This window comes from Bradyrhizobium sp. 141, from assembly GCF_023074055.1.
Lineage (GTDB): Bacteria > Pseudomonadota > Alphaproteobacteria > Rhizobiales > Xanthobacteraceae > Bradyrhizobium.
In genome coordinates, this window is record NZ_JADPKR010000103.1 from 217,287 (window position 1) to 236,312 (window position 19,026).

Sequence of the window (19,026 nt, forward strand, 5' to 3'; positions counted from 1 at the left end):
CGCGTCGCGCAGCCGCCAATCCCTCCCGCAGCGCAAACCCCGCGCCGAACAAGAAGACGAGGACTCCTGAAATGACGCTGTTGCAGGTCGAGCTGGACGATAAATACCGGCTCGAATCGAAGCGGATCTTCCTGTCCGGCACACAGGCCCTGGTCCGCCTGCCCATGTTGCAGCGCGAACGTGACCGGCTTCAGGGGCTCAACACCGGCGGTTTCATTTCGGGCTATCGCGGTTCCCCGCTCGGCATGTACGACCACGCGCTGTGGCGCGCCAAGTCGCACCTTCAGCAGCACGACATCGCCTTCGTCCCCGGCCTCAACGAGGATCTGGCGGCGACCGCGGTCTGGGGCAGCCAGCAGGTCGGCCTGTTTCCCGGCGCCAAGGTCGATGGCGTGTTCGGCATCTGGTACGGCAAGGGCCCCGGCGTCGACCGCTCGGTCGATGCGCTCAAGCATGCCAATGCGGCCGGCACCGCGCTCAATGGCGGCGTGCTCGCGCTTGCCGGCGACGACCATGGTTGCCAATCCTCGACCCTGGCGCATCAGAGCGAGCAGGTGTTCGCGGCGGCGCTGATCCCCGTCATCAACCCGGCGACGCTCCAGGATTATCTCGATCTCGGCCTCTACGGCTTCGCGCTGTCGCGCTTCTCCGGCTGCTGGGTCGGCTTCAAGGCGATCAGCGAGACCGTCGAAAGCTCCGCCTCGATTGATAGTGATCCCGAACGTATCCAGATCAGGCTGCCCGATGATTTCGAGATGCCGCCCGGCGGCCTCAACATCCGCTGGCCCGATCCGCCGCTGGATGCCGAGAGGCGCCTGTTCGGCCCCAAGATGGAAGCGGTGCAGGCCTTCGCCCGCGCCAACCAGCTCGATCGTATCGTGCTCGATTCCAAGCCCGCAAGGCTCGGCATCGTCGCGACCGGCAAGGCCTATCTCGATCTGCGCCAGGCGCTGGCCGACCTCGGCATTACCGACAAGGACGCGCAGGATCTGGGCCTTCGCATCTACAAGGTCGCGCTGACCTGGCCGCTGGAGGAAAGCGGCGCGAAACGTTTCGCCGAAGGACTTCAGGATGTGCTCGTGGTCGAGGAGAAGCGCGGCTTCATCGAAGATCAGCTGATGCGCATCCTCTACAATATCGATGCATCCAGGCGGCCGACCGTCACCGGCAAGCGCGACGAGAGTGGCGCGCCGCTGCTGCCGGGCGAGGGCGAGCTGACGCCGACCATCGTCGCTTCTGCGCTGGTGGCACGCTTGCGCAAGCTCGGCCATCACAGCCCGTTGCTGGAGCAGCGCCTCGCCCGGCTCGAGGCCTTCGACCATCCCGTCACCACCAGTGCGCCGATCAAGCTCGCGCGCACGCCGTTCTTCTGCTCGGGCTGTCCGCACAACACCTCGACGCGCGTGCCGGAGGGCAGCCGCGCCATGGCCGGCATCGGCTGCCACGGCATGGCGCTGAGCATGCCGACCCGCCGCACCGATCTGATCTCGCATATGGGTGCCGAGGGCGTGAACTGGATCGGCCAGTCACCCTTCACGACAGAGACCCACATCTTCCAGAATCTCGGCGACGGCACCTATACCCATTCCGGGCTTCTCGCCCTTCGCGCAGCGTCGGCCGCCGGCATCAACATTACCTACAAGATCCTCTACAACGACGCCGTCGCGATGACCGGCGGCCAGCCCGCCGAAGGCGCCTTCAACGTCGCGCAGATCGCGCATCAGGTCTGGGCCGAGGGCGTCAAGCGGCTCGCGATCGTCTCGGACGATCCGAGCAAATACCCTGAAGGCAACTACTTCCCGCAAGGCGCGACCATCCATCACCGCCGCGAGCTCGATGCCGTGCAGCGCGAGCTGCGCGACATCAAAGGCCTCACGGTCGTGATCTACGACCAGACCTGCGCCGCGGAAAAGCGCCGCCGCCGCAAGCGCGGGCTCTATCCCGATCCCGCCAAGCGCGCCTTCATCAACGAGCTCGTCTGCGAAGGCTGCGGCGATTGCTCTCAGGCTTCCAACTGCGTCTCGGTGCAGCCACTGGAGACCGAGTTCGGCCGCAAGCGCCAGATCGACCAGTCGAATTGCAACAAGGACTTTTCCTGCGTCGAGGGATTTTGCCCGAGCTTCGTCACCGTGCATGGCGGCAACCTGAAGCGCATGAAGACGTCGGCGGTCGATTCCGGACAGCTGTTCGCCGACCTGCCGCTGCCGCCGGCACGCGAGCTGGAAGGCCCCTACAACATTCTCGTCACCGGCATCGGCGGCACCGGCGTCATCACCATCGGCGCCCTGCTCGGCATGGCCGCCCATGTCGATGGCCGCGGCTGCTCGGCACTGGACTTCACGGGCCTGTCGCAGAAGAACGGCGCCGTGATGAGCCATGTCCGCATCGCCCCGAAGTCGGAGGACATCTCCGCGGTTCGCATCACCACCGGCGGCGCCGACGTCATCCTCGGCTGCGACATGATCGTCTCGGCAGGTCCCTCCGCGCTCAGCCGCGCCGAGCGCGGCGTGACCAGGGCTTATATCAACGCCGATTTGCAGCCGACCGCGAGCTTTGTGCAAAACCCCGATCTCGATTTCGAGATGGGCACGATGCAGACCGTGCTGCGCGATGCCATCGGCGACAAGAACCTCGACATCATCGATGCGACGGGCATTGCTTCAGCGCTGATGGGCGATTCCATCGCGACCAACCCCTTCATGCTCGGCTTCGCCTTCCAGAAAGGCGCGATCCCGCTGTCTCTGGAAGCCCTGCTCCGCGCCATCGAGATCAACGGCGCCGCGATCGAGATGAACAAGCTCGCCTTCACCTGGGGCCGCCTTGCCGCCCACGACATGTCGCGGGTGCGCAGCGTGCTGCAGTTCAAGAACAGGACATCAGCGCCGACGAAATCGCTCGACGACATCATCGCGACCCGTGCGGCGTTCCTGACCGGGTATCAGGACAAGGCCCACGCGGACCGCTACCTCGCAGCCGTCGCCAAGGTGCGCAAGGCGGAGAGCGCCGCTTCGCCCGCGTCCACGGAGTTGACAGAGGCGGTCGCAAAGAACCTGTTCAAGCTGATGTCCTACAAGGACGAGTATGAGGTCGCGCGGCTCTACACCGATGGCAGCTTTGCCAGGAAGGTGTCCGAAAAATTCGACGGCGATTTCACGCTGAAATTCCATCTGGCTCCGCCGATCTTCGCGAAGCGCGACAAGATAACGGGTCGTCTTCAGAAACAGGAGTTCGGCGGCTGGATGATCCACGCCTTCCGCGTACTGGCCAGGCTGAAGTTTCTGCGCGGCGGCGCGTTCGATCCGTTCGGCAGAACCGAGGAGCGCCGCACCGAGCGGAAGCTGGTCGAGGAATACTTTGCGATGATTGACCAGCGCACCGCCGGGCTGAAGGCAGAGCAGATCCCGCTGCTGACGCGACTCGCGCGCGTGCCCGAGACGATCCGCGGCTTTGGCCACGTCAAGGAAGCCAACGTCAAGCTCGCGGCGGCCGAGACGGCGCGGCTGGAAGCGGAGCTCGAGAACAGCCGCTTTGCCGCGGCTGCGGAGTAGCCCGCACTCTCTCCAGGTCATTGCGAGGAGCTCGCGACAAAATTGCGTAGCAATTTTGCGCTGATGCGACGAAGCAATCCAAGAGTCTCACCAAACAGTCAGTGTCATCGCCCGGCTTGACCTGGCGATTCAGTACTCCGAGACGGTGCGGTTATGCTGATAGGCCGCGGCGTACTGGATGCCCCGCTTTCGCGGAGCATGACAGCGGTGGGGGTGGCTAGATCGACGTCTTGGCGGCACTCGACGCTTCCACCCTGCCCTCCGCCAGATGCCGCCCCGCGATATAGCCGAATGTCAGCGCCGGCCCCAGCATGATGCCCGGCCCCGGATAATTCCCGTTCATGATCGAGCCCATGTCGTTGCCGCAGGCATAAAGCCCCGTGACCGGCGTGCCGTCCTCGCGCAGCACGCGGGCCTGCGCATCGACCTTCATGCCGATGGCGGTGCCGAGATCGGCCGGATGGATGCGCATCGCGAAGAACGGGGCGCAGGTGATCGGCGCGACGCACGGGTTGGGCTTGTGGCTGATATCACCGAGGTGACGCTGGTAGACGGTGCTACCGCGGCCGAATTCGCCGTCGCGACCTTCTTTCGCATCGGCGTTGTAGTTCGCGATCGTCGCCGTGAGGGCGGACGGTTTGACGCCGATCTTGGTTGCGAGCTCTGCGATATCAGGAGCCTCGATCAACTCGCCATTCGCCACATAACGCCGATAGCCGCGCGTAAACGGCTTGATGCGACCGAGGCCGTAAGCCCACAGGAACGTGCGGTCACAGATCAGGTAGAACGGCCGATCCGGTTCGCCATTGCCATCACGGAGCATGGCGAGCACGAATTCGTGGTACGACAGCGCTTCGTTGACGAAACGCCGGCCCGCTGCGTTGACGGCGATCACACCGGGCTTGGCGCGGTCGGTCACCATATGCGGGAACACGCCGCGGCTGCCGTCGGCGCGGGGGAACAGCGAGGCCGGCACCCAATAGGCCGGGCTGGTCGCGTCCGTGTTGAGCGCGGCACCAGCCGTTGCCGCGAGCCGAAGTCCGTCGCCGGTGCCGGAGGTGTTCGTCGCCGAAACAAATCCGGCTGCCGCCAGGAAAAGGCGCTTGCGCAACACCGCGTCGTGCGAGAAGCCGCCGGTCGCCAGCACGACTCCGCGGCGCGCGGCGATCGGGCGGTCGCGGGACCCATGACGGATCACCACGCCGCTGACGCGATCGCCCTGCATGGAGAGGTCTTCAACGTCGGCGCTGAAGAGAATTTCAACCTGCCGCGCCAGCAGCGAGGCGTACAATCGCGCAGCAAGCGCATTGCCGAGATGCAGCGTCGTGCCGCGCGGGCTGCGCAGCCGCTGCAATGCATATTCGGAAACCAGTCGCGCCGCGCGCAGGGTCGAGCGCAGCGATCTTCCCGCCTTCCGCAGATGCGGAATATCGAGACGATTGACCATCATCCGGCCGAACAGCGTGAACTCCGGCAGCGGGGCCCGCAATCTCGCAAAAGCTCCGCCCAGCCGCGTGCCATCGAAAGCAACCGGCTCCAGCACACGGCCGCCGGGCGTTGCGCCCAGCCGTTCCGGATAATAATCCGGATTGGTTTTCACCGGCTGAAGCCGCACCTCGGTGTTGGCTTCGAGATAGGCGACCGCCTCGGGCCCGCGCGCGAGGAATGCGGCACGCAGGCCGGCATTGGCGGGCTCGGGCACCGTGCTCGACAGATACTGCACGGCATCCGCGACACTGTCGGAGAGCCCTACCTCTTTCATTTTGGCATTGGCAGGGATCCAGACCATGCCGCCGGACCACGCCGTAGTGCCGCCGACGAACGCGGTCTTCTCGATCACCAGCACACGCAGGCCTTCAGCAGCGGCCACGGCCGCCACCGTCATGCCACCCGCACCGGCGCCGATGACAATGACGTCGTAGGTCTCATGCGCCGGCATCATGCGGCGGGTTTCCTGGGACGAGGCATGGCACCGTCATACCCCGCCGTGCCCGTGGAGCGCTAGCGTTGCGGCTTGCGCTCGATCGGGTCGATGTCGATCGCCCGCAGGCGGCCGAGCCGCAGCAAGTCCATGGCGAGCCGCCGGCCGATACGGTCGCGGTCGAGCACCCGGATCAGATCGTCGACGCCGTTGATCTCGATGCCGTCGAGCCTGATCACGACGTCGCCGGGCAGCAGCCCCGCCTTCGCCGCCGGACCATCCGGCTCGATCTGTGCGAGCAGCGCGCCCATCTTGTTTTCGATGCCGGCCAGCACCGCATGCCGCCGCGGGACCGGCGCGGTCTGTCCGGCGACGCCGATATAGGCGCGGCGGACATAGCCGTGACGGATGATCTCCGACAGCACGAATTGCGCAGTGTTGCTGGCAACCGCGAAGCAGATGCCTTGCGCACCGTTGATGATGGCGGTGTTGATGCCGATCACCTCGGCATTCGACGATACCAGGGGACCACCGGAATTGCCGGGATTGAGCGCGGCATCGGTCTGGATCACGTCCTCGATGGTGCGGCCGCTGACCGAGCGGATCGAGCGTCCGAGCGCTGAGACCACGCCGGCGGTCACGGTCGATTCGAAGCCGAGCGGATTGCCGATCGCGATCACGAGCTGGCCGCGACGCAACGTCTTGGAGTTGCCGAGCGCGGCATAGGGCAGATGCCGCACGCCGTTAGCCCGCAGCAGCGCAAGGTCGGTGTCGGGATCGACGCCGAGCACCTGGGCCTCGCCGACATGGCCCTCGACGTCCCGCAGCCGGATCTCCCTGGAGGAGCCGACCACATGGCTGTTTGTGAGAACGAGTCCGTCCGGCGAGATCACGATGCCCGAGCCGAGCCCGCCGCGCTCGCGGCCGTTCGGCACCTTGGGCCCGGTCTCGACCCGCACGACCGCGGGGCCGACGCGGTCGGTCACGTCGATCACGGCATTGGAATAGGCGTCCAGCAGCGCCCGGTCATCGACCGTGGCAGCCGCCGGCGTTCGCGATGACGGTGCGTCATCGGCGATATCCGAGGTAAAATCCAGCATGGCAACAGTCCTTGAAGGCTCACACAGATGGTGGCCTGTTCGCTGCCGCGCAAGGTGCCTGCCTGGAGCGCTAGGCTGGACTGCCCAGATGGCTAGGGTGCCCGCCGCAGTGTGCCGCCCCTTGCCTTGACCGGGTCGAGCAGCGACCAGTCGCCGTCCGGAAGCACGTGTCCCCTGGGGAACGGCGCACGCAGCTCAAGCCCGAGCGAGCGCAGCACGCGGTCGTCGCGGTAGTAGCATTGCAGGACGACGCGGACGAGCGTCGCGGCGGCCACGCCGCCGTGTTTGCGGAGCACCAGCGCCACCGCATCGCGCCTATCGGCATCGAGCTCAGCGAGCGGCCCTCCTGCCAGGTCAGCGAGGTGGTCCAGAGCCGCTGCCACCAATTTGGTGTCGCGGCCGAGCGTCGCAAGGATATCCGCCTGGATCGCGGCATCGTCGGCCCCGGGCACCTTGTATTCGTCGCTGGCGGGCACGATCATCCCGGCGACGGTGCGAAGATCTTCGCGCTGGCGCGGCGTGAGGGAGAGTTGATCAGGCATCGCGTCCTCTTCGAAAGCTGGCGCCGCGTTGAAGGTCTGCTCCCTCCCCCGCTTGCGGGGCGCGACGAGCTTCGCTCGCGCTGAGAGGGTTGGGGAGAGGGTGTCTCCACAGAGGGAATCCCCCAGAGGAAAGAGCCCTCACCCGGCGCGTTGCGCCGACCTCTCCCGCAAGCGGGAGAGGTGCACCGAGCGCGGAGGTCGCTTCATTCTTCGTCATGTTCAGTCAAACAAATTGGCCAGGCGCTGCTTCATCTGGTCGGCGATGTACAGCGCAAGGGCCTGGATGGTGGAGGTCGGGTTCACCCCGCCAGAGGTGACGAAGATGCTGCCGTCGACGATGAAGAGGTTCTTCACGTCGTGCGTGCGGCCCCATTCGTTGACGACGGAACGCGCGGGATCGGTGCCCATCCGCGCGGTGCCGAGCAGGTGCCAGCCGCCCCAAGGGATGGGCGAGTTAATGCAGATGTCGGTCGCCCCGGCGGTCTCGAGGACCTCCCGGCCGCGCGCCAGCGCATGCTCCATCATCTTCCGGCTGTTCTCGCTGATCGTGTAGTCGATCTTCGGCGCGGGAATGCCGTGGCTGTCCTTCAGCACCGGATCCAGCGTGACCTGGTTGTGCTCCTCTGGCAGATCCTCGCAGATCGCGGAGAAGCCCAGCCGATGGCCGTTCAGCTTGCGGAACACGCGATGGTGGTCATCGCCCCAGGGCAGAATGCCCTTCTGCTCGCTGACCACGGCCTCGAACACGGGACCTGCCCCGCGCACGAACTGGACGCCATAGCCGCGCACGAAGCCGCGCGACAAGTCCGTGTCGTACCACTCCTTGCTCCACAGGCAGGTCGGCGGCGCGCGGTTAGAGTCGGTCGGCTCCTTCACATAGCCGTAGATCTGCGCGTAGGGGTGGAACATCAGGTTCTTGCCGACGAGGCCGGACGAATTGGCGAGGCCGTTCGGAAAGCGCGAGGACGCCGAGTTCAGCAGCAGTCGCGGCGTGCCGACGCCGTTGCAGGCGATGATGACGACATGCGCCGGCTGGAACTGCTCGACGCCGTCCTTGTCGTAATAGACCACGCCCGAGGCCATGCCGTTCTCGTCGGTGGTGATCTCCCGCACCCGGCAATGGGTGCGCAGCTCGACGCCGGCGCGGATCGCATGCGGCCAATAGGTGATGTCCGTGGAAGACTTTGCGCCCTGCGCGCAGGCCGGCGTGCAATGGCCGAGATTGATGCAGCGCGCCCGGCCCTCATAGTCCATCGTCGCGACCGTCGTGTCCGACGGCCACCAGTGCCAGCCAAGCTTGTTCATGGCCTTGCCGAAGATCGCCCCCGTCAATCCCATCGGCTGCTGCGGCATCGGCGGATGCGTCAGCGGCGAGAGCGGATCGCCTGATAGCCCTGACGTGCCCATCATCTTGTCGTTCTCTTCGAAGAACGGGGTCAGCGCGTCATAGTCGATCGGCCAGTCGTCGGCGACGCCGTCGAGCGTCTTCACCTTGAAATCGGAGGGATGCAGCCGCGGCCAGTGCGCGGTGTACATCACCGTCGAGCCGCCGACCGCGTTGTAGTTGACGACCTTGATCGGCGAATTGTCGTCGTTAACAGGATAGTCCTCGGGCCGGCCGCGGACATTCGGGCTCGACGACCATTCGCCGTAGAACTTGGCCTCCCAGTCGCGGCCGGTGCTCGGATATTCCGCCGGGTTCATCCAGCCACCCTGCTCCAGGCAGAGAATGTGCATCTTAGTCTCGGCCAGCGACCACGCCACCGCAGCGCCCGAAGCGCCGGCGCCGATGATCAGGACGTCCACGGGGTCTTTCATCGCAACCTTTTCCTCCCGCCCTCGCCGCTTTCCGGCGATTCGGCCTGCACGGTTGGCAAGGCCCGCGAACGATAGGATCAGAGCAGGCGGGGAGTAAAGCCGCGAGGCCGGAATGTCGCACTTCGCAGGGTGCAGACCATTGGTATCGCCACGTCCGGATGCTAGGAACAGGCGCCCGAGCAATCGATAGCGAGACCGTATGTCCTTCCGAAATGTCTTTGCCGCCGCCCGCGCTTTTGCGCTCGTTGGGTTTTTCGCCTTGTCCGGATTCCTGGCATCCTCCGAGCCGGCTTCCGCGCTGACCGCCGCCGCGACGGTCCGCGACGGCAACTCCATCCAGCTTGGCGACGCCACCTATCGGCTCGACGGCGTCGACGCGCCCGAGCTGGACCAGGTCTGTATCGACGATCACGCCGATCCCTGGACCTGCGGCATCGAGGCTCGCGACCAGCTGACCAAGCTGATCGGCAAGCGGACGGTGCGCTGTGACGATGTCGGGCCGGAGAAGAGTTTTGGCAAGCGGCACCGGGCGATCTGCACGGCCGAGGGCGACAAATCGACTTTGAACGAACAGCTGGTCAAGCTCGGCTTTGCTATCGCGCGGGAGCCGATCAAGGCGAACGTCAAGCCGGCCGCGACCGAAGCGAAGACAGCCGCCGTCGGCATCTGGAAGGGCTGCTTTGTTGCACCGCAAGACTTCCGCGCCGGCAAGAAGGACGGCGCACTCCTGGGCGCTGCGTGCCGCCAGGACCGGGACAAGGAAATTCGCACCGTGCTGTTCCCGGAAGAGCTGACGATGCCGCCGAGCTGCAGCATCAAGGGCAAGCTCGCGGTGCGTGCCCGCGTCACCGGCAATATCGGCATCTATCATTTGCGGGGCTGCCCGAGCTACCCGGCGACCACCAAGCCAGACCGCTGGTTCTGCTCGGAAGACGACGCCCAGGCGGCCGGCTTCCGCAAGGCCTATAATTGCCGTCGCCCGAAGTGAACAAAGCTGTTCACGCACCCATGAGTGGTAGTCCTAGACCGTATTGATCCGGAATTGAACTTCATCGGGAGTTGCCGCATTTGTAAGCGGACGCAAGCGCTTGCGCGTGCGTTTCCTTGGCGGCAATCCGGCTCCGGCCCGATTGCCTTGCTTGGGCGTTTCCTCCCTAGACTTGGGCCGCTTGTCACCACAAGCGGCTCTTCTTTTTTGTGCGGTGCTGCAAACCGAGTCCCTCATGCCCGGGCCTGTCCCGGGCATCCACGTTCTTCGTGCCGCGGATCAAGACGTGGATGGCCAGGACAAGCCCGGCCATGACGACGTAGCGAAGTCAGCGCATTACAGCTCATCGTCCCGCGCTACTGGCGCATCATGATCTGGTCCATCGGCGGCATGTTCGCGTTGAGATGCGCCATGATCCAGACGGTGCCGCCGACCACCAGGAACACCACCAGCAGCCCGAAGGCGAGCGCCAGCACGTTGTTGGTGTTGTCGGGGCCGGTAGTAATGTGCAGGAAGAACACCAAGTGCACGCCCATCTGCGCGATCGCGAGCACGATCAGCGCGACGGGGATCGAGGGCTGCCAGACCAGATCGGTGCCGGCGATGAAGAACGACGTCGCCGTGAGCAGCAGCGCCAGGACAAGGCCGACGACGTAGCCGAGGATGCGGGTGCCGACACTGTGTTGCTCTTCGTCACCCGGCGCGAGATCGTGGCCGGCCGGCATATGCGTCTGATCGCTCATGCGCCACTCCCAAGCAGGTAGACGACCGAGAACACTCCGACCCAGACGATATCGAGCGCGTGCCAGAACAACGCAAAGCACATCATCCGGCGCAGCACATCGGCGCGAAAGCCCTTGGCGAACACCTGAGCCATCATGGTGAGCAGCCACAAGACGCCGGCCGAAACATGCAGGCCGTGGCAGCCGACCAGCGAGAAGAACGCGGTCAGGAAGGCGCTGCGCGACGGGCCATAGCCGCGCGCGACGAGATCGGCGAATTCGCGGAACTCGAGGACGAGGAATATGAGCCCGAGCACGCAGGTCACGGTCATGCCGAGATAGAACCAGAACCGGTTGCGCACATCGGCGGCGATGCTCGCCATGCCGCAGGTGAAGCTCGACAAGAGCAGGCAGACCGTCTCGATCGCGACATTCCTCTGCTCGAATATCTCCGAGCCTTTCGGGCCGTCGGCAGTCTGGCCGGACAGCACCGCATAGGCGGCAAAGAAGCAGGAGAACATCACGATGTCGGAGAGCAGAAAGATCCAGAAGCCGTAGGCGGTCACGATCCGCTTCGAGGCGGGTCCGGGATGTTCGATGACAACGCCGATGTGATGGGGATCGGCGTGCGCGTGGCCGGCGGTCGCGGTCATCGCCATCAGGCTGCTCCCGCCATGCTGATGAGGCTGCGCCGCTCCTCGAGATTGACGCGGTCTATCGCCGCGACCTCCTCGGCCGGGATGACGTACTCGTCGTGGTCCCGCCAGGCGAACACGACGAAGGTTGCCCACGCGCCGAGACCGCCCAGAATCACCATCCACCAGATATGCCAGATCAGCGCAAAGCCCATGATGGTGGCGAAGAACGCGCAGACGAAGCCGGTCGGGGAATTCCGGGGCATCTCGATGTCCTGATATTCCGGCCTGTCGCGTTCGAGCGATTGCTGTTGGGCGTGAGCCTTCATGTGCCAATAAGCATCCTCGCCGCGCACATCCGGATTGAAGGCGAAATTGAACACGGGCGGCGGCGACGAGGTCGCCCATTCCAGCGAGCGGCCGTCCCAGGGATCGCCAGTGCGGTCGCGCAAAGCCTCGCGGTTGCGGATGCTGACCACGAGCTGCACGATCTGGCAGATCACACCGATCGTCAACACCGCCATGCCAGCGGCTGCAACGATCATCCAGGGCCGCCACGCCGCGACGTCATAATGCTGCATCCGCCGCGTCATGCCGAGCATGCCGGCGATGTAGAGCGGGATGAAGGTGATGAAGAAGCCGAGGAAGGTGAACCAGAATCCGGCCTTGCCCCAGCGCTCGTCGAGGCGGAAGCCGAACGCCTTCGGAAACCAGTATTCGAAGCCGGCAAAGGCACCGAACAGCACGCCGCCGATGATGACGTTGTGGAAGTGCGCCACCAGGAACATGCTGTTGTGAAGCATGAAATCAGCTGGCGGCACGGCGAGCAGGACGCCCGTCAGACCGCCGATGATGAATGTCACCATGAAGCCGACCGACCACAGCATCGGCGTCGCGAAACGGATGCGGCCGCCATACATCGTGAACAGCCAATTGTAGATCTTCACGCCTGTCGGTATCGCGATGATCATGCTGGCGATGCCGAAGATGGCGTTCACGTCGGGGCCGGCACCCATCGTGAAGAAATGGTGCAGCCAGACCATGAAGGAGACGACGCAGATTGCCATGGTCGCGAGCACCATCGAGCGATAGCCGAACAGCGCCTTGCCGGAGAACGTCGACACCACCTCGGAGAAGATGCCGAAGGCCGGCAGCACCAGGATGTAGACCTCCGGGTGACCCCAGGCCCAGATCAAATTCATGAACATCATGACGTTGCCGCCGGCCTCGTTGGTGAAGAAGTGGAAGCCGAGGTAACGGTCGAGCAAGAGCATTGCGAGCGTGGCGGTGAGGATCGGAAAGGCCGCGACGATGAGGAGGTTCGAGGCCAGCGTGGTCCAGCAGAACATCGGCATGCGCAGATAGTTCATGCCTTTGGTGCGCAGCTTCAGCACGGTGGTGACGAGATTGATGCCGGCCACCAGCGTGCCGACGCCGGATATCTGGAGCGACCAGGCGTAGTAATCGACGCCGACACCCGGTGAATAGGACAGCCCCGACAGCGGCGGAAAGGCGAGCCAGCCGGTGCGCGCGAATTCGCCAATGACGAGCGAGAGATTGACCAGCAGCGCGCCGGTCGCAGTCAGCCAGAACCCGACCGAATTGAGCGTCGGGAACGCGACGTCGCGCACGCCGAGCTGGAGCGGCACGACGAGGTTCATCAGGCCGATCACGAACGGCATCGCGACGAAGAAGATCATGATGGTGCCGTGCGCCGAGAAGATCTGGTTGTAGTGCTCCGGCGGCAGATAGCCCTGCGACTGATAGGCGACCGCCTGCTGGATCCGCATCATGATGGCGTCGCTGCCGCCGCGCAGCAGCATCACCGAAGCCAGCAGAATGTACATGACGCCGATCCGCTTGTGATCGACGCTGGTGATCCACTCATGCCAGAGGTAGGGCAGATGTCCCTTCACCACGACCCAGATCAGCACCGCGAGGATCGCGATCAGCACCACCGCGCCCGCGATGAGTGGAATCGGCTGGTCGAACGGAATGGCCGACCAATCGAGCTTACCGAGCATCATGGCCTCCACTGTGCGGCCGGCCCGCTTCGGATGCGAGCTCCGGTCCAGGACCTGGCGGAATGTGCTGGGTCGCGATCAGGTCGAACAGGCGGGGATCTTCCAGGCGATAGATCGGCCTGCCCTTCTCGATACCCTGCTGCATCAGCTTTTTGTAGCTGTCCTCATTCAGCACAGCATCAGTCTTTGCCGTCGTCGCCACCCATTCCGGAAAGGCGAGCGGCGAGACCACGTTGACGTCGAACATCATGTCGGGAAAACCGTCGCCGGAAAAATGCGCCGACAATCCCTGCAGCTTGCCTTCATTGTCGGCGCGCAGGTTCAGCTTCGTCACCATGCCGTTCATGGTGTAGATCATGCTGCCGAGCTGCGGGATGAAGAACGTGTTCATCACGCTCGATGACGTCAGCTGGAAATTCAGCTCGGCGCCGGCCGGCACCGTCAGCGTGTTGACGGTGGCGATGCGCTGATCCGGATAGATGAACAGCCATTTCCAGTCGAGCGAGACGGCCTGGATACGGACCGGGCTGCCGGTACCGGGCACGGGTGCCGCGGGATCGAGTTGGTGCGAGCCGATCCAGGCGACGCCACCAAGCAGGATGACGGTGAGCGCCGGAATGGCCCACACCACCATCTCGACCCGGCCGGAATAGACGAAGTCCGGCTGAAACCGCGCGCGCGGGTTGGAGGCGCGAAACCAGAACGCAAAGGCCAGAATCGCGAAGATGGTCGGCACCACGATCACGAGCATGATGAAGACGGAATCGACCAGGATGGTGCTGTTGGCCGCAGCCACGGGCCCTTGCGGATCGAGCAGATTCATCGGCAAGCCACTGGCGGTTGGGAAGCCCCGGGACTGAGCCTAGCGCGGGAAAGGCTCCGCAACAAACGCCGCGACCCCGGAACGGTTCCTGAACCGCAAGGGGCAGCCATGCGCGATGGGCCGGCCGCAACATGCAATTCCATGTGATGTCAATGACATGAACGCAGGAGCGCCGCCCTTCTCTCCGCGCGGGGCCGTTGCTAATCTGCACGAAAATAATGGGATGAACAGGACTCGAGCCGGGGAGTGAAATGAGATGCGCTTGAAGGACAAGGTTGCGATCGTCGTCGGCGCCGGCCAGAGCCCCGGCGAAGGCATGGGTAACGGCCGCGCCACTGCGCTGACCTTCGCGCGCGAGGGCGCGAAGGTGTTGTGTGTCGATCACCATCTGGAATCGGTGCAGGAAACGGTTGCGATGATCACCGCAAAGCAAGGAACCGCCACGGCCTTCAAGGCCGACGTGACCAAGGCTGCCGACATCAAGGCGATGGTGGCGGATGCACAATCACGCTGGGGCCGGATCGACGTGCTGCACAACAATGTCGGCGTCAGCCTTGCCGGCGGCGACGCCGAGTTGCTGCAACTGACCGAAGAGGCGTTCGACCGCGTCGTCGCGATCAATTTGAAGAGCTGTATTCTCGCGGCGAAGGAGGTGATCCCGATCATGCGCGCACAGCGAAGCGGCGCCATCATCAACATCTCCTCGATGGCGGCGATCACGACCTACCCTTACGTCACCTACAAGGCGACGAAGTCGGCGATGATCGCCTTCACCGAACAGCTCGCCTACCAGAACGCCGAATACGGCATCCGCGCCAACGTCATCCTGCCCGGCCTGATGAACACGCCGATGGCCGTCGACACCCGCGCCCGCGAATGGCACAAGACCCGCGCCGAGGTCGAAGCCGAACGCGACAGCAAGGTGCCGCTGCGCAGGAAGATGGGCACCGGATGGGACGTCGCGAATGCCGCGCTGTTCCTGGCGTCGGATGAAGCGGACTTCATCACCGGCGTGACGCTGCCGGTGGATGGCGGAGCGAGCGTGAGGCGGGGGTAGAGCCGCGAGTGCGGTGCTCTTACCCTCCCCTGGAGGGGCCCTCCAGGGGAGGGTGCACCGTCACTGCCGCACGCTTGTTACACGCCAGATCGTGCCGTTGCCGTCTTCCGAGATCAGCAGCGATCCGTCCTTCGCAACCGCCACCCCCACCGGCCTGCCCCACACCTCCGTGTCGCTCACCACAAACCCCGTGACGAAATCCTCATACTCGCCCGTCGGCTTGCCGTCCTTCATCTTGATGCGGATCACCTTGTAGCCGGTGCGCTTCGACCGATTCCAGGAGCCGTGCTCAGCGGCGAACGCGTCGCCCTGATACTCGGGCGGGAACTGCGTGCCTTGATAAAACGTCATGCCGAGCGAAGCCGAATGCGGCTGAACCAGCACATCCGGCACCGTCACCTTGTCCTTGAGGTCCGGCCGCGCGCCGGCGTGGCGGGGGTCTTCATTGTTGCCGATATAAAACCACGGCCAGCCGTAGAAGCCGCCCTCCTTCACGCTGGTCACGTAATCGGGCACGAGATCGTCGCCGAGGCCGTCGCGTTCGTTGGTCGAGCACCAGGGCAGTCCGGTCTGCGGCTGGATCGCAAGGCCGACGCAATTGCGGATGCCGGTGGCATAGATCTTCCGCTCCTTGCCGTCAGGATTGAAGGCCAGCACCGCGGCGCGCTCGGTCTCGCTGGCCCAGGCCGCGCCGAGCGGTTGCGCTTTCGACCAAACCTCCATCCCGCCCGGCGGCGTGCCCATGCCTTCGGCGACGTTGCTGAGCGAGCCGACCGACACCAGCATGCGCTTGTTGTCAGGCGTGAAGACGATGTCGCGGGTGGAATGGCCGCCATCATGCGGCAGGCTCGCCACGATCGTCTCGGCCTTGCCGCGCGCCTTGAGATCGCCGGCCTGATAGGCAAAGCGGACGACGCTGTCGGTGTTGGCGACATAGACCCATTGCGGATTGTCGCCACTCGGAAAGAAGGCGATGCCGAACGGCTGCCGCAGGCCGCTGGCAAACACGTCGTTGCTCGCGACTTTACCGCCCTCGCCTGCGCGCAGGACGCGGATGTTGCCCGACCGCGTCTCTGCGACGAACACATCGCCGTTCGGCGCCACCCGCACGATGCGCGGCGCGCGCAAGCCTTCGGCGAACAGCTCGATCTTGAATCCGGCCGGCACCTGGAGTGCAGCCTCGGGCGGACGCGGCACCACGCACGACGAGCTCGCCACCGACCGCGTCGCACCGGGCCTGACCAGATCCTGCGGCCGGATCAGCCTGACCGTACCAGGCTTGTCGGCCCGCCAATCGCCATAGGCATCCTTGCCTTGCAGCACCGGCTCGGCCTGCACGCCGGTCGCAACCAGCAGTCCCGCGGATATCGCTACGGACAAAATTCTGCTCTTCACGTTGTCCTCCCGGCCTGCAGTCTCGAACTTCGACACCACCGCGGCAGGTCGAAGCTCTGCCACATCCCACGTCAGCTGATGCCCGCACGATGGGCATCAGGTGCAACCCATCGTACTGGAAAACACTGCGGATAGGTGCGACACATTGTAAAGGCGGGGGTTGCGGTCATCAAAGCTGCGGCATCGCTGTCGCGACTGATGGGAAGATCATGTGGGGATCCGTCATATCGGAATGGGCGAGCCTGCTGCTCCGCTGGCTGCACGTGGTCGCCGCGATCGCCTGGATCGGCAGTTCCTTCTATTTCATTGCCCTCGATCTCAGTCTCAAGCCGAAGGCTGAGCTGCCTGATGGCGTGCAGGGCGAAGCCTGGCAGGTCCATGGCGGCGGCTTCTACCGGATCATGAAATATCTGGTGGCCCCGAGCCAGATGCCGGACGATCTGACCTGGTTCAAATGGGAGGCCTACACCACCTGGCTGTCCGGCTTCGCGCTGATGGTGGTGGTGTATTATCTCGAGGCCGATCTGTTTCTGGTCGACAAGTCGATCCTCGACCTCACGCCATTCCAGGCCGGGCTGTTCAGCCTCGCGAGCCTCGCGCTGGCGTGGCTGCTTTATGAAGCCGCCTGTCGCACCGGGCTTGCGCAGCGCGAGCTGCCCTTTGCCATCGGCGGCTATCTATTCCTGATCGCGCTGACCTATGCCTTCACCCATGTGCTGAGCGGACGCGGTGCCTTCAACCAGATCGGCGCGATCATCGGCACCATCATGGTCGCCAACGTCTTCGCACTGATCATCCCGAACCAGAAGAAGATCGTGGCCAGCCTGATCGCGGGGCAAGCGCCCGATCCAAAGCTCGGCAAGGCCAGCAAGGAACGCTCGGTCCATAACAATTATCTGACGCTCCCTGTGGTCGTGCTGATGATCAGCAATCACTATCCCCTGCTCTACGCCACGCGCTTCAACTGGATCATCGTCGCCATCATCCTGGCGCTCGGCCCCGTGATACGCCACTTCTTCAACGCGCGGCGTGCCGGGCGCAAATCGCCGTGGTGGGTGTGGGGCGTCGCGGGAATCGGCGTGATCGCGATCCTCTTCCTTTCAGCGGCCGGTCCACGCGAGGTGAGGACGGGCGCGCTGTCGTCTCGGCCGACGCTCGCCAATGTCGAGGAGATCGTGACGTCCCGCTGCAGCATGTGCCACGCGGCCGAACCGGTCTGGGCCGGCATCGTCACCGCGCCGAAGGGCATTTTGCTCGACGCGCCCGAGCACATCCATCGCAACATCCGCCTGATCGGCCGTGTCGCGGCCTGGTCGAGCGCGATGCCGCCGGGCAACATCACCGAGATGACCAGCGAGGAGCGTGCGATCCTTGCCGCCTATATCGAGCAGGCGCGCTGACGCCACTACGCGTCGATGCCGCATTTCGCGGAATGAAATTCCATATCGCCTGTCGATTAGAAAATGACTTGACCGCTTATCCGGCGTAGACAAGACCTTGCGGTCGCCGGCGCGGCCTGAAGTCAGTTTGCATTCGCGGGGAAAGAACAGTGGCCCTCAACAACGTCATCGGTATCGACCACGCCGTAATCATGGTGCAGGACCTCGACAAGGCCGCCGAGAACTACCGGCAACTCGGTTTCACCGTCTCCCCGCGCGGCACGCATAGTGCGCATATGGGCACCGGCAACTACACTATCATGTTCGACCCTGACTATATGGAGCTACTCGGCGTGCTCACCGCGACCGAGCACAACGCGCCGGCGCGGGCGTTCCTGGACCAGCGCGGCGAAGGTATCGAGCGTATCGCCTTCACCGCGGTCGATTCCGCCGCCGGCGCGGAGGAGATCCGCGCGCGCGGCCTGACGCCGATCGGCCCGACTGATTTCGAACGGCCGGTGACGCTGCCGAATGGCACCGTCTCGGCGGCAAAATTCCGTACCTTCATGTGGCCGACCGCGGAAGCGCCCGGGGGCGTGCGCATCTTCGCCTGCCAGCACAAGACCCGCGAAACGGTTTGGATTCCCGAATTGATGCGGCACGCCAATGCCGCCAAGCGGATCAAGCAGACGCTGATCGCAACGCCCGAGCCCGCACAGGAAGCCGCGCATCTGGGACGGCTGATCGACCGGGAGCCGAAGGTCGAAGCCGATGGCGCGGTCACGGTGCACTCCGGCGGCGATCGCGCCGACTTCGTCTATTTGACGCTGGAGCAGCTCGCCGAGCGCTATCCCGGGGTGCCGCTCGCCGGCCTCTCCGAGCGTGGCGGCGCGGCGCTGGTGCTCGTCAGCGGCGATCTCGCGGCAACCGAGACGGCACTGGGCTCGGCGGCCGTGCGCAGTGGACCTGCGATCTGCGTGCCGCCGGCCAGGGCCAGCGGCACCCTGCTCGCCTTCATTGCCGGCTGATTTGAACTAATTCTTTAACGCCTGTTTACCCGGCGGCCCTAGGATT

At 64.6% G+C, this 19,026-nt stretch carries 14 protein-coding genes; 5 read left to right on the forward strand and 9 right to left on the reverse strand.

All coding sequences use genetic code 11. From position 1 onward, the window contains the following. The first annotated feature begins 71 nt into the window (after positions 1-71). A complete protein-coding gene (locus IVA81_RS32400) occupies positions 72-3,548 on the forward strand; it encodes an indolepyruvate ferredoxin oxidoreductase family protein (protein ID WP_247325654.1) in 3,477 nt (1,158 codons plus the stop codon). Between the two features lie 217 nt (positions 3,549-3,765). Here the strand turns inward: IVA81_RS32400 and IVA81_RS32405 are convergent, their stop codons facing one another. The 4 genes from IVA81_RS32405 to IVA81_RS32420 form a co-directional block, all read right to left on the reverse strand. After that, positions 3,766-5,490, reverse strand: coding sequence for an FAD-dependent oxidoreductase (locus IVA81_RS32405; RefSeq protein WP_247325657.1), 1,725 nt, complete (start codon positions 5,488-5,490; stop codon positions 3,766-3,768). A gap of 59 nt (positions 5,491-5,549) precedes the next feature. After that, positions 5,550-6,569 carry a trypsin-like peptidase domain-containing protein gene (locus IVA81_RS32410; protein ID WP_247325660.1) on the reverse strand — a complete coding sequence of 340 codons (1,020 nt, stop codon included), beginning with the start codon at positions 6,567-6,569 and terminating at the stop codon, positions 5,550-5,552. 92 nt (positions 6,570-6,661) lie between these two features. Continuing rightward, complete coding sequence (locus IVA81_RS32415) at positions 6,662-7,111, reverse strand: hypothetical protein (RefSeq protein ID WP_247325662.1); 450 nt, start codon at positions 7,109-7,111, stop codon at positions 6,662-6,664. 219 nt (positions 7,112-7,330) lie between these two features. After that, positions 7,331-8,929 (reverse strand): GMC family oxidoreductase, encoded by a 1,599-nt coding sequence (locus IVA81_RS32420; RefSeq protein WP_247325665.1) that lies wholly within the window; start codon positions 8,927-8,929, stop codon positions 7,331-7,333. 199 nt (positions 8,930-9,128) lie between these two features. Here IVA81_RS32420 and IVA81_RS32425 point away from each other — a divergent pair, with 199 nt between their 5' ends. After that, on the forward strand, positions 9,129-9,917 hold the full coding sequence (locus IVA81_RS32425) for a thermonuclease family protein (protein ID WP_247325683.1): 789 nt from the start codon (positions 9,129-9,131) through the stop codon (positions 9,915-9,917). 356 nt (positions 9,918-10,273) lie between these two features. Here the strand turns inward: IVA81_RS32425 and cyoD are convergent, their stop codons facing one another. Genes cyoD through IVA81_RS32445 form a run of 4 tightly spaced genes read right to left on the reverse strand, consistent with a single transcriptional unit; the run spans position 10,274 to position 14,121 of the window. Then, positions 10,274-10,660, reverse strand: a complete 387-nt coding sequence (gene cyoD / locus IVA81_RS32430; RefSeq protein ID WP_247325686.1) for a cytochrome o ubiquinol oxidase subunit IV — start codon at positions 10,658-10,660, stop codon at positions 10,274-10,276. Beyond that, complete coding sequence (locus tag IVA81_RS32435) at positions 10,657-11,298, reverse strand: cytochrome (ubi)quinol oxidase subunit III (protein ID WP_247325689.1); 642 nt, start codon at positions 11,296-11,298, stop codon at positions 10,657-10,659. Before IVA81_RS32435 ends, cyoD begins: the two co-directional genes overlap by 4 nt. After that, positions 11,298-13,298: a cytochrome o ubiquinol oxidase subunit I gene (gene cyoB / locus IVA81_RS32440; RefSeq protein ID WP_247326073.1), complete on the reverse strand. Its 2,001-nt coding sequence runs from the start codon at positions 13,296-13,298 to the stop codon at positions 11,298-11,300. Before cyoB ends, IVA81_RS32435 begins: the two co-directional genes overlap by 1 nt. Next, the gene (locus tag IVA81_RS32445) at positions 13,288-14,121 is read right to left on the reverse strand and encodes a cytochrome ubiquinol oxidase subunit II (protein WP_247325692.1); all 834 of its coding nucleotides are present in this window, start codon (positions 14,119-14,121) and stop codon (positions 13,288-13,290) included. The genes cyoB and IVA81_RS32445 overlap by 11 nt, the downstream gene beginning before the upstream one ends. A gap of 256 nt (positions 14,122-14,377) precedes the next feature. On the opposite strand from IVA81_RS32445, the gene IVA81_RS32450 reads away from it, so the two are divergent. Beyond that, positions 14,378-15,178 (forward strand): SDR family NAD(P)-dependent oxidoreductase, encoded by an 801-nt coding sequence (locus tag IVA81_RS32450; protein WP_247325694.1) that lies wholly within the window; start codon positions 14,378-14,380, stop codon positions 15,176-15,178. Positions 15,179-15,238: 60 nt separating this feature from the next. Here IVA81_RS32450 and IVA81_RS32455 read toward each other — a convergent pair whose 3' ends face one another. Next, positions 15,239-16,573, reverse strand: a complete 1,335-nt coding sequence (locus tag IVA81_RS32455; protein WP_247325714.1) for a sorbosone dehydrogenase family protein — start codon at positions 16,571-16,573, stop codon at positions 15,239-15,241. Between the two features lie 209 nt (positions 16,574-16,782). Here IVA81_RS32455 and IVA81_RS32460 point away from each other — a divergent pair, with 209 nt between their 5' ends. Both IVA81_RS32460 and IVA81_RS32465 read left to right on the forward strand, forming a co-directional pair. Beyond that, positions 16,783-17,973, forward strand: a complete 1,191-nt coding sequence (locus IVA81_RS32460; RefSeq protein WP_247325727.1) for a urate hydroxylase PuuD — start codon at positions 16,783-16,785, stop codon at positions 17,971-17,973. Between the two features lie 149 nt (positions 17,974-18,122). Continuing rightward, the gene (locus IVA81_RS32465; protein ID WP_247325730.1) at positions 18,123-18,980 is read left to right on the forward strand and encodes a VOC family protein; all 858 of its coding nucleotides are present in this window, start codon (positions 18,123-18,125) and stop codon (positions 18,978-18,980) included. Positions 18,981-19,026: the final 46 nt, after the last annotated feature.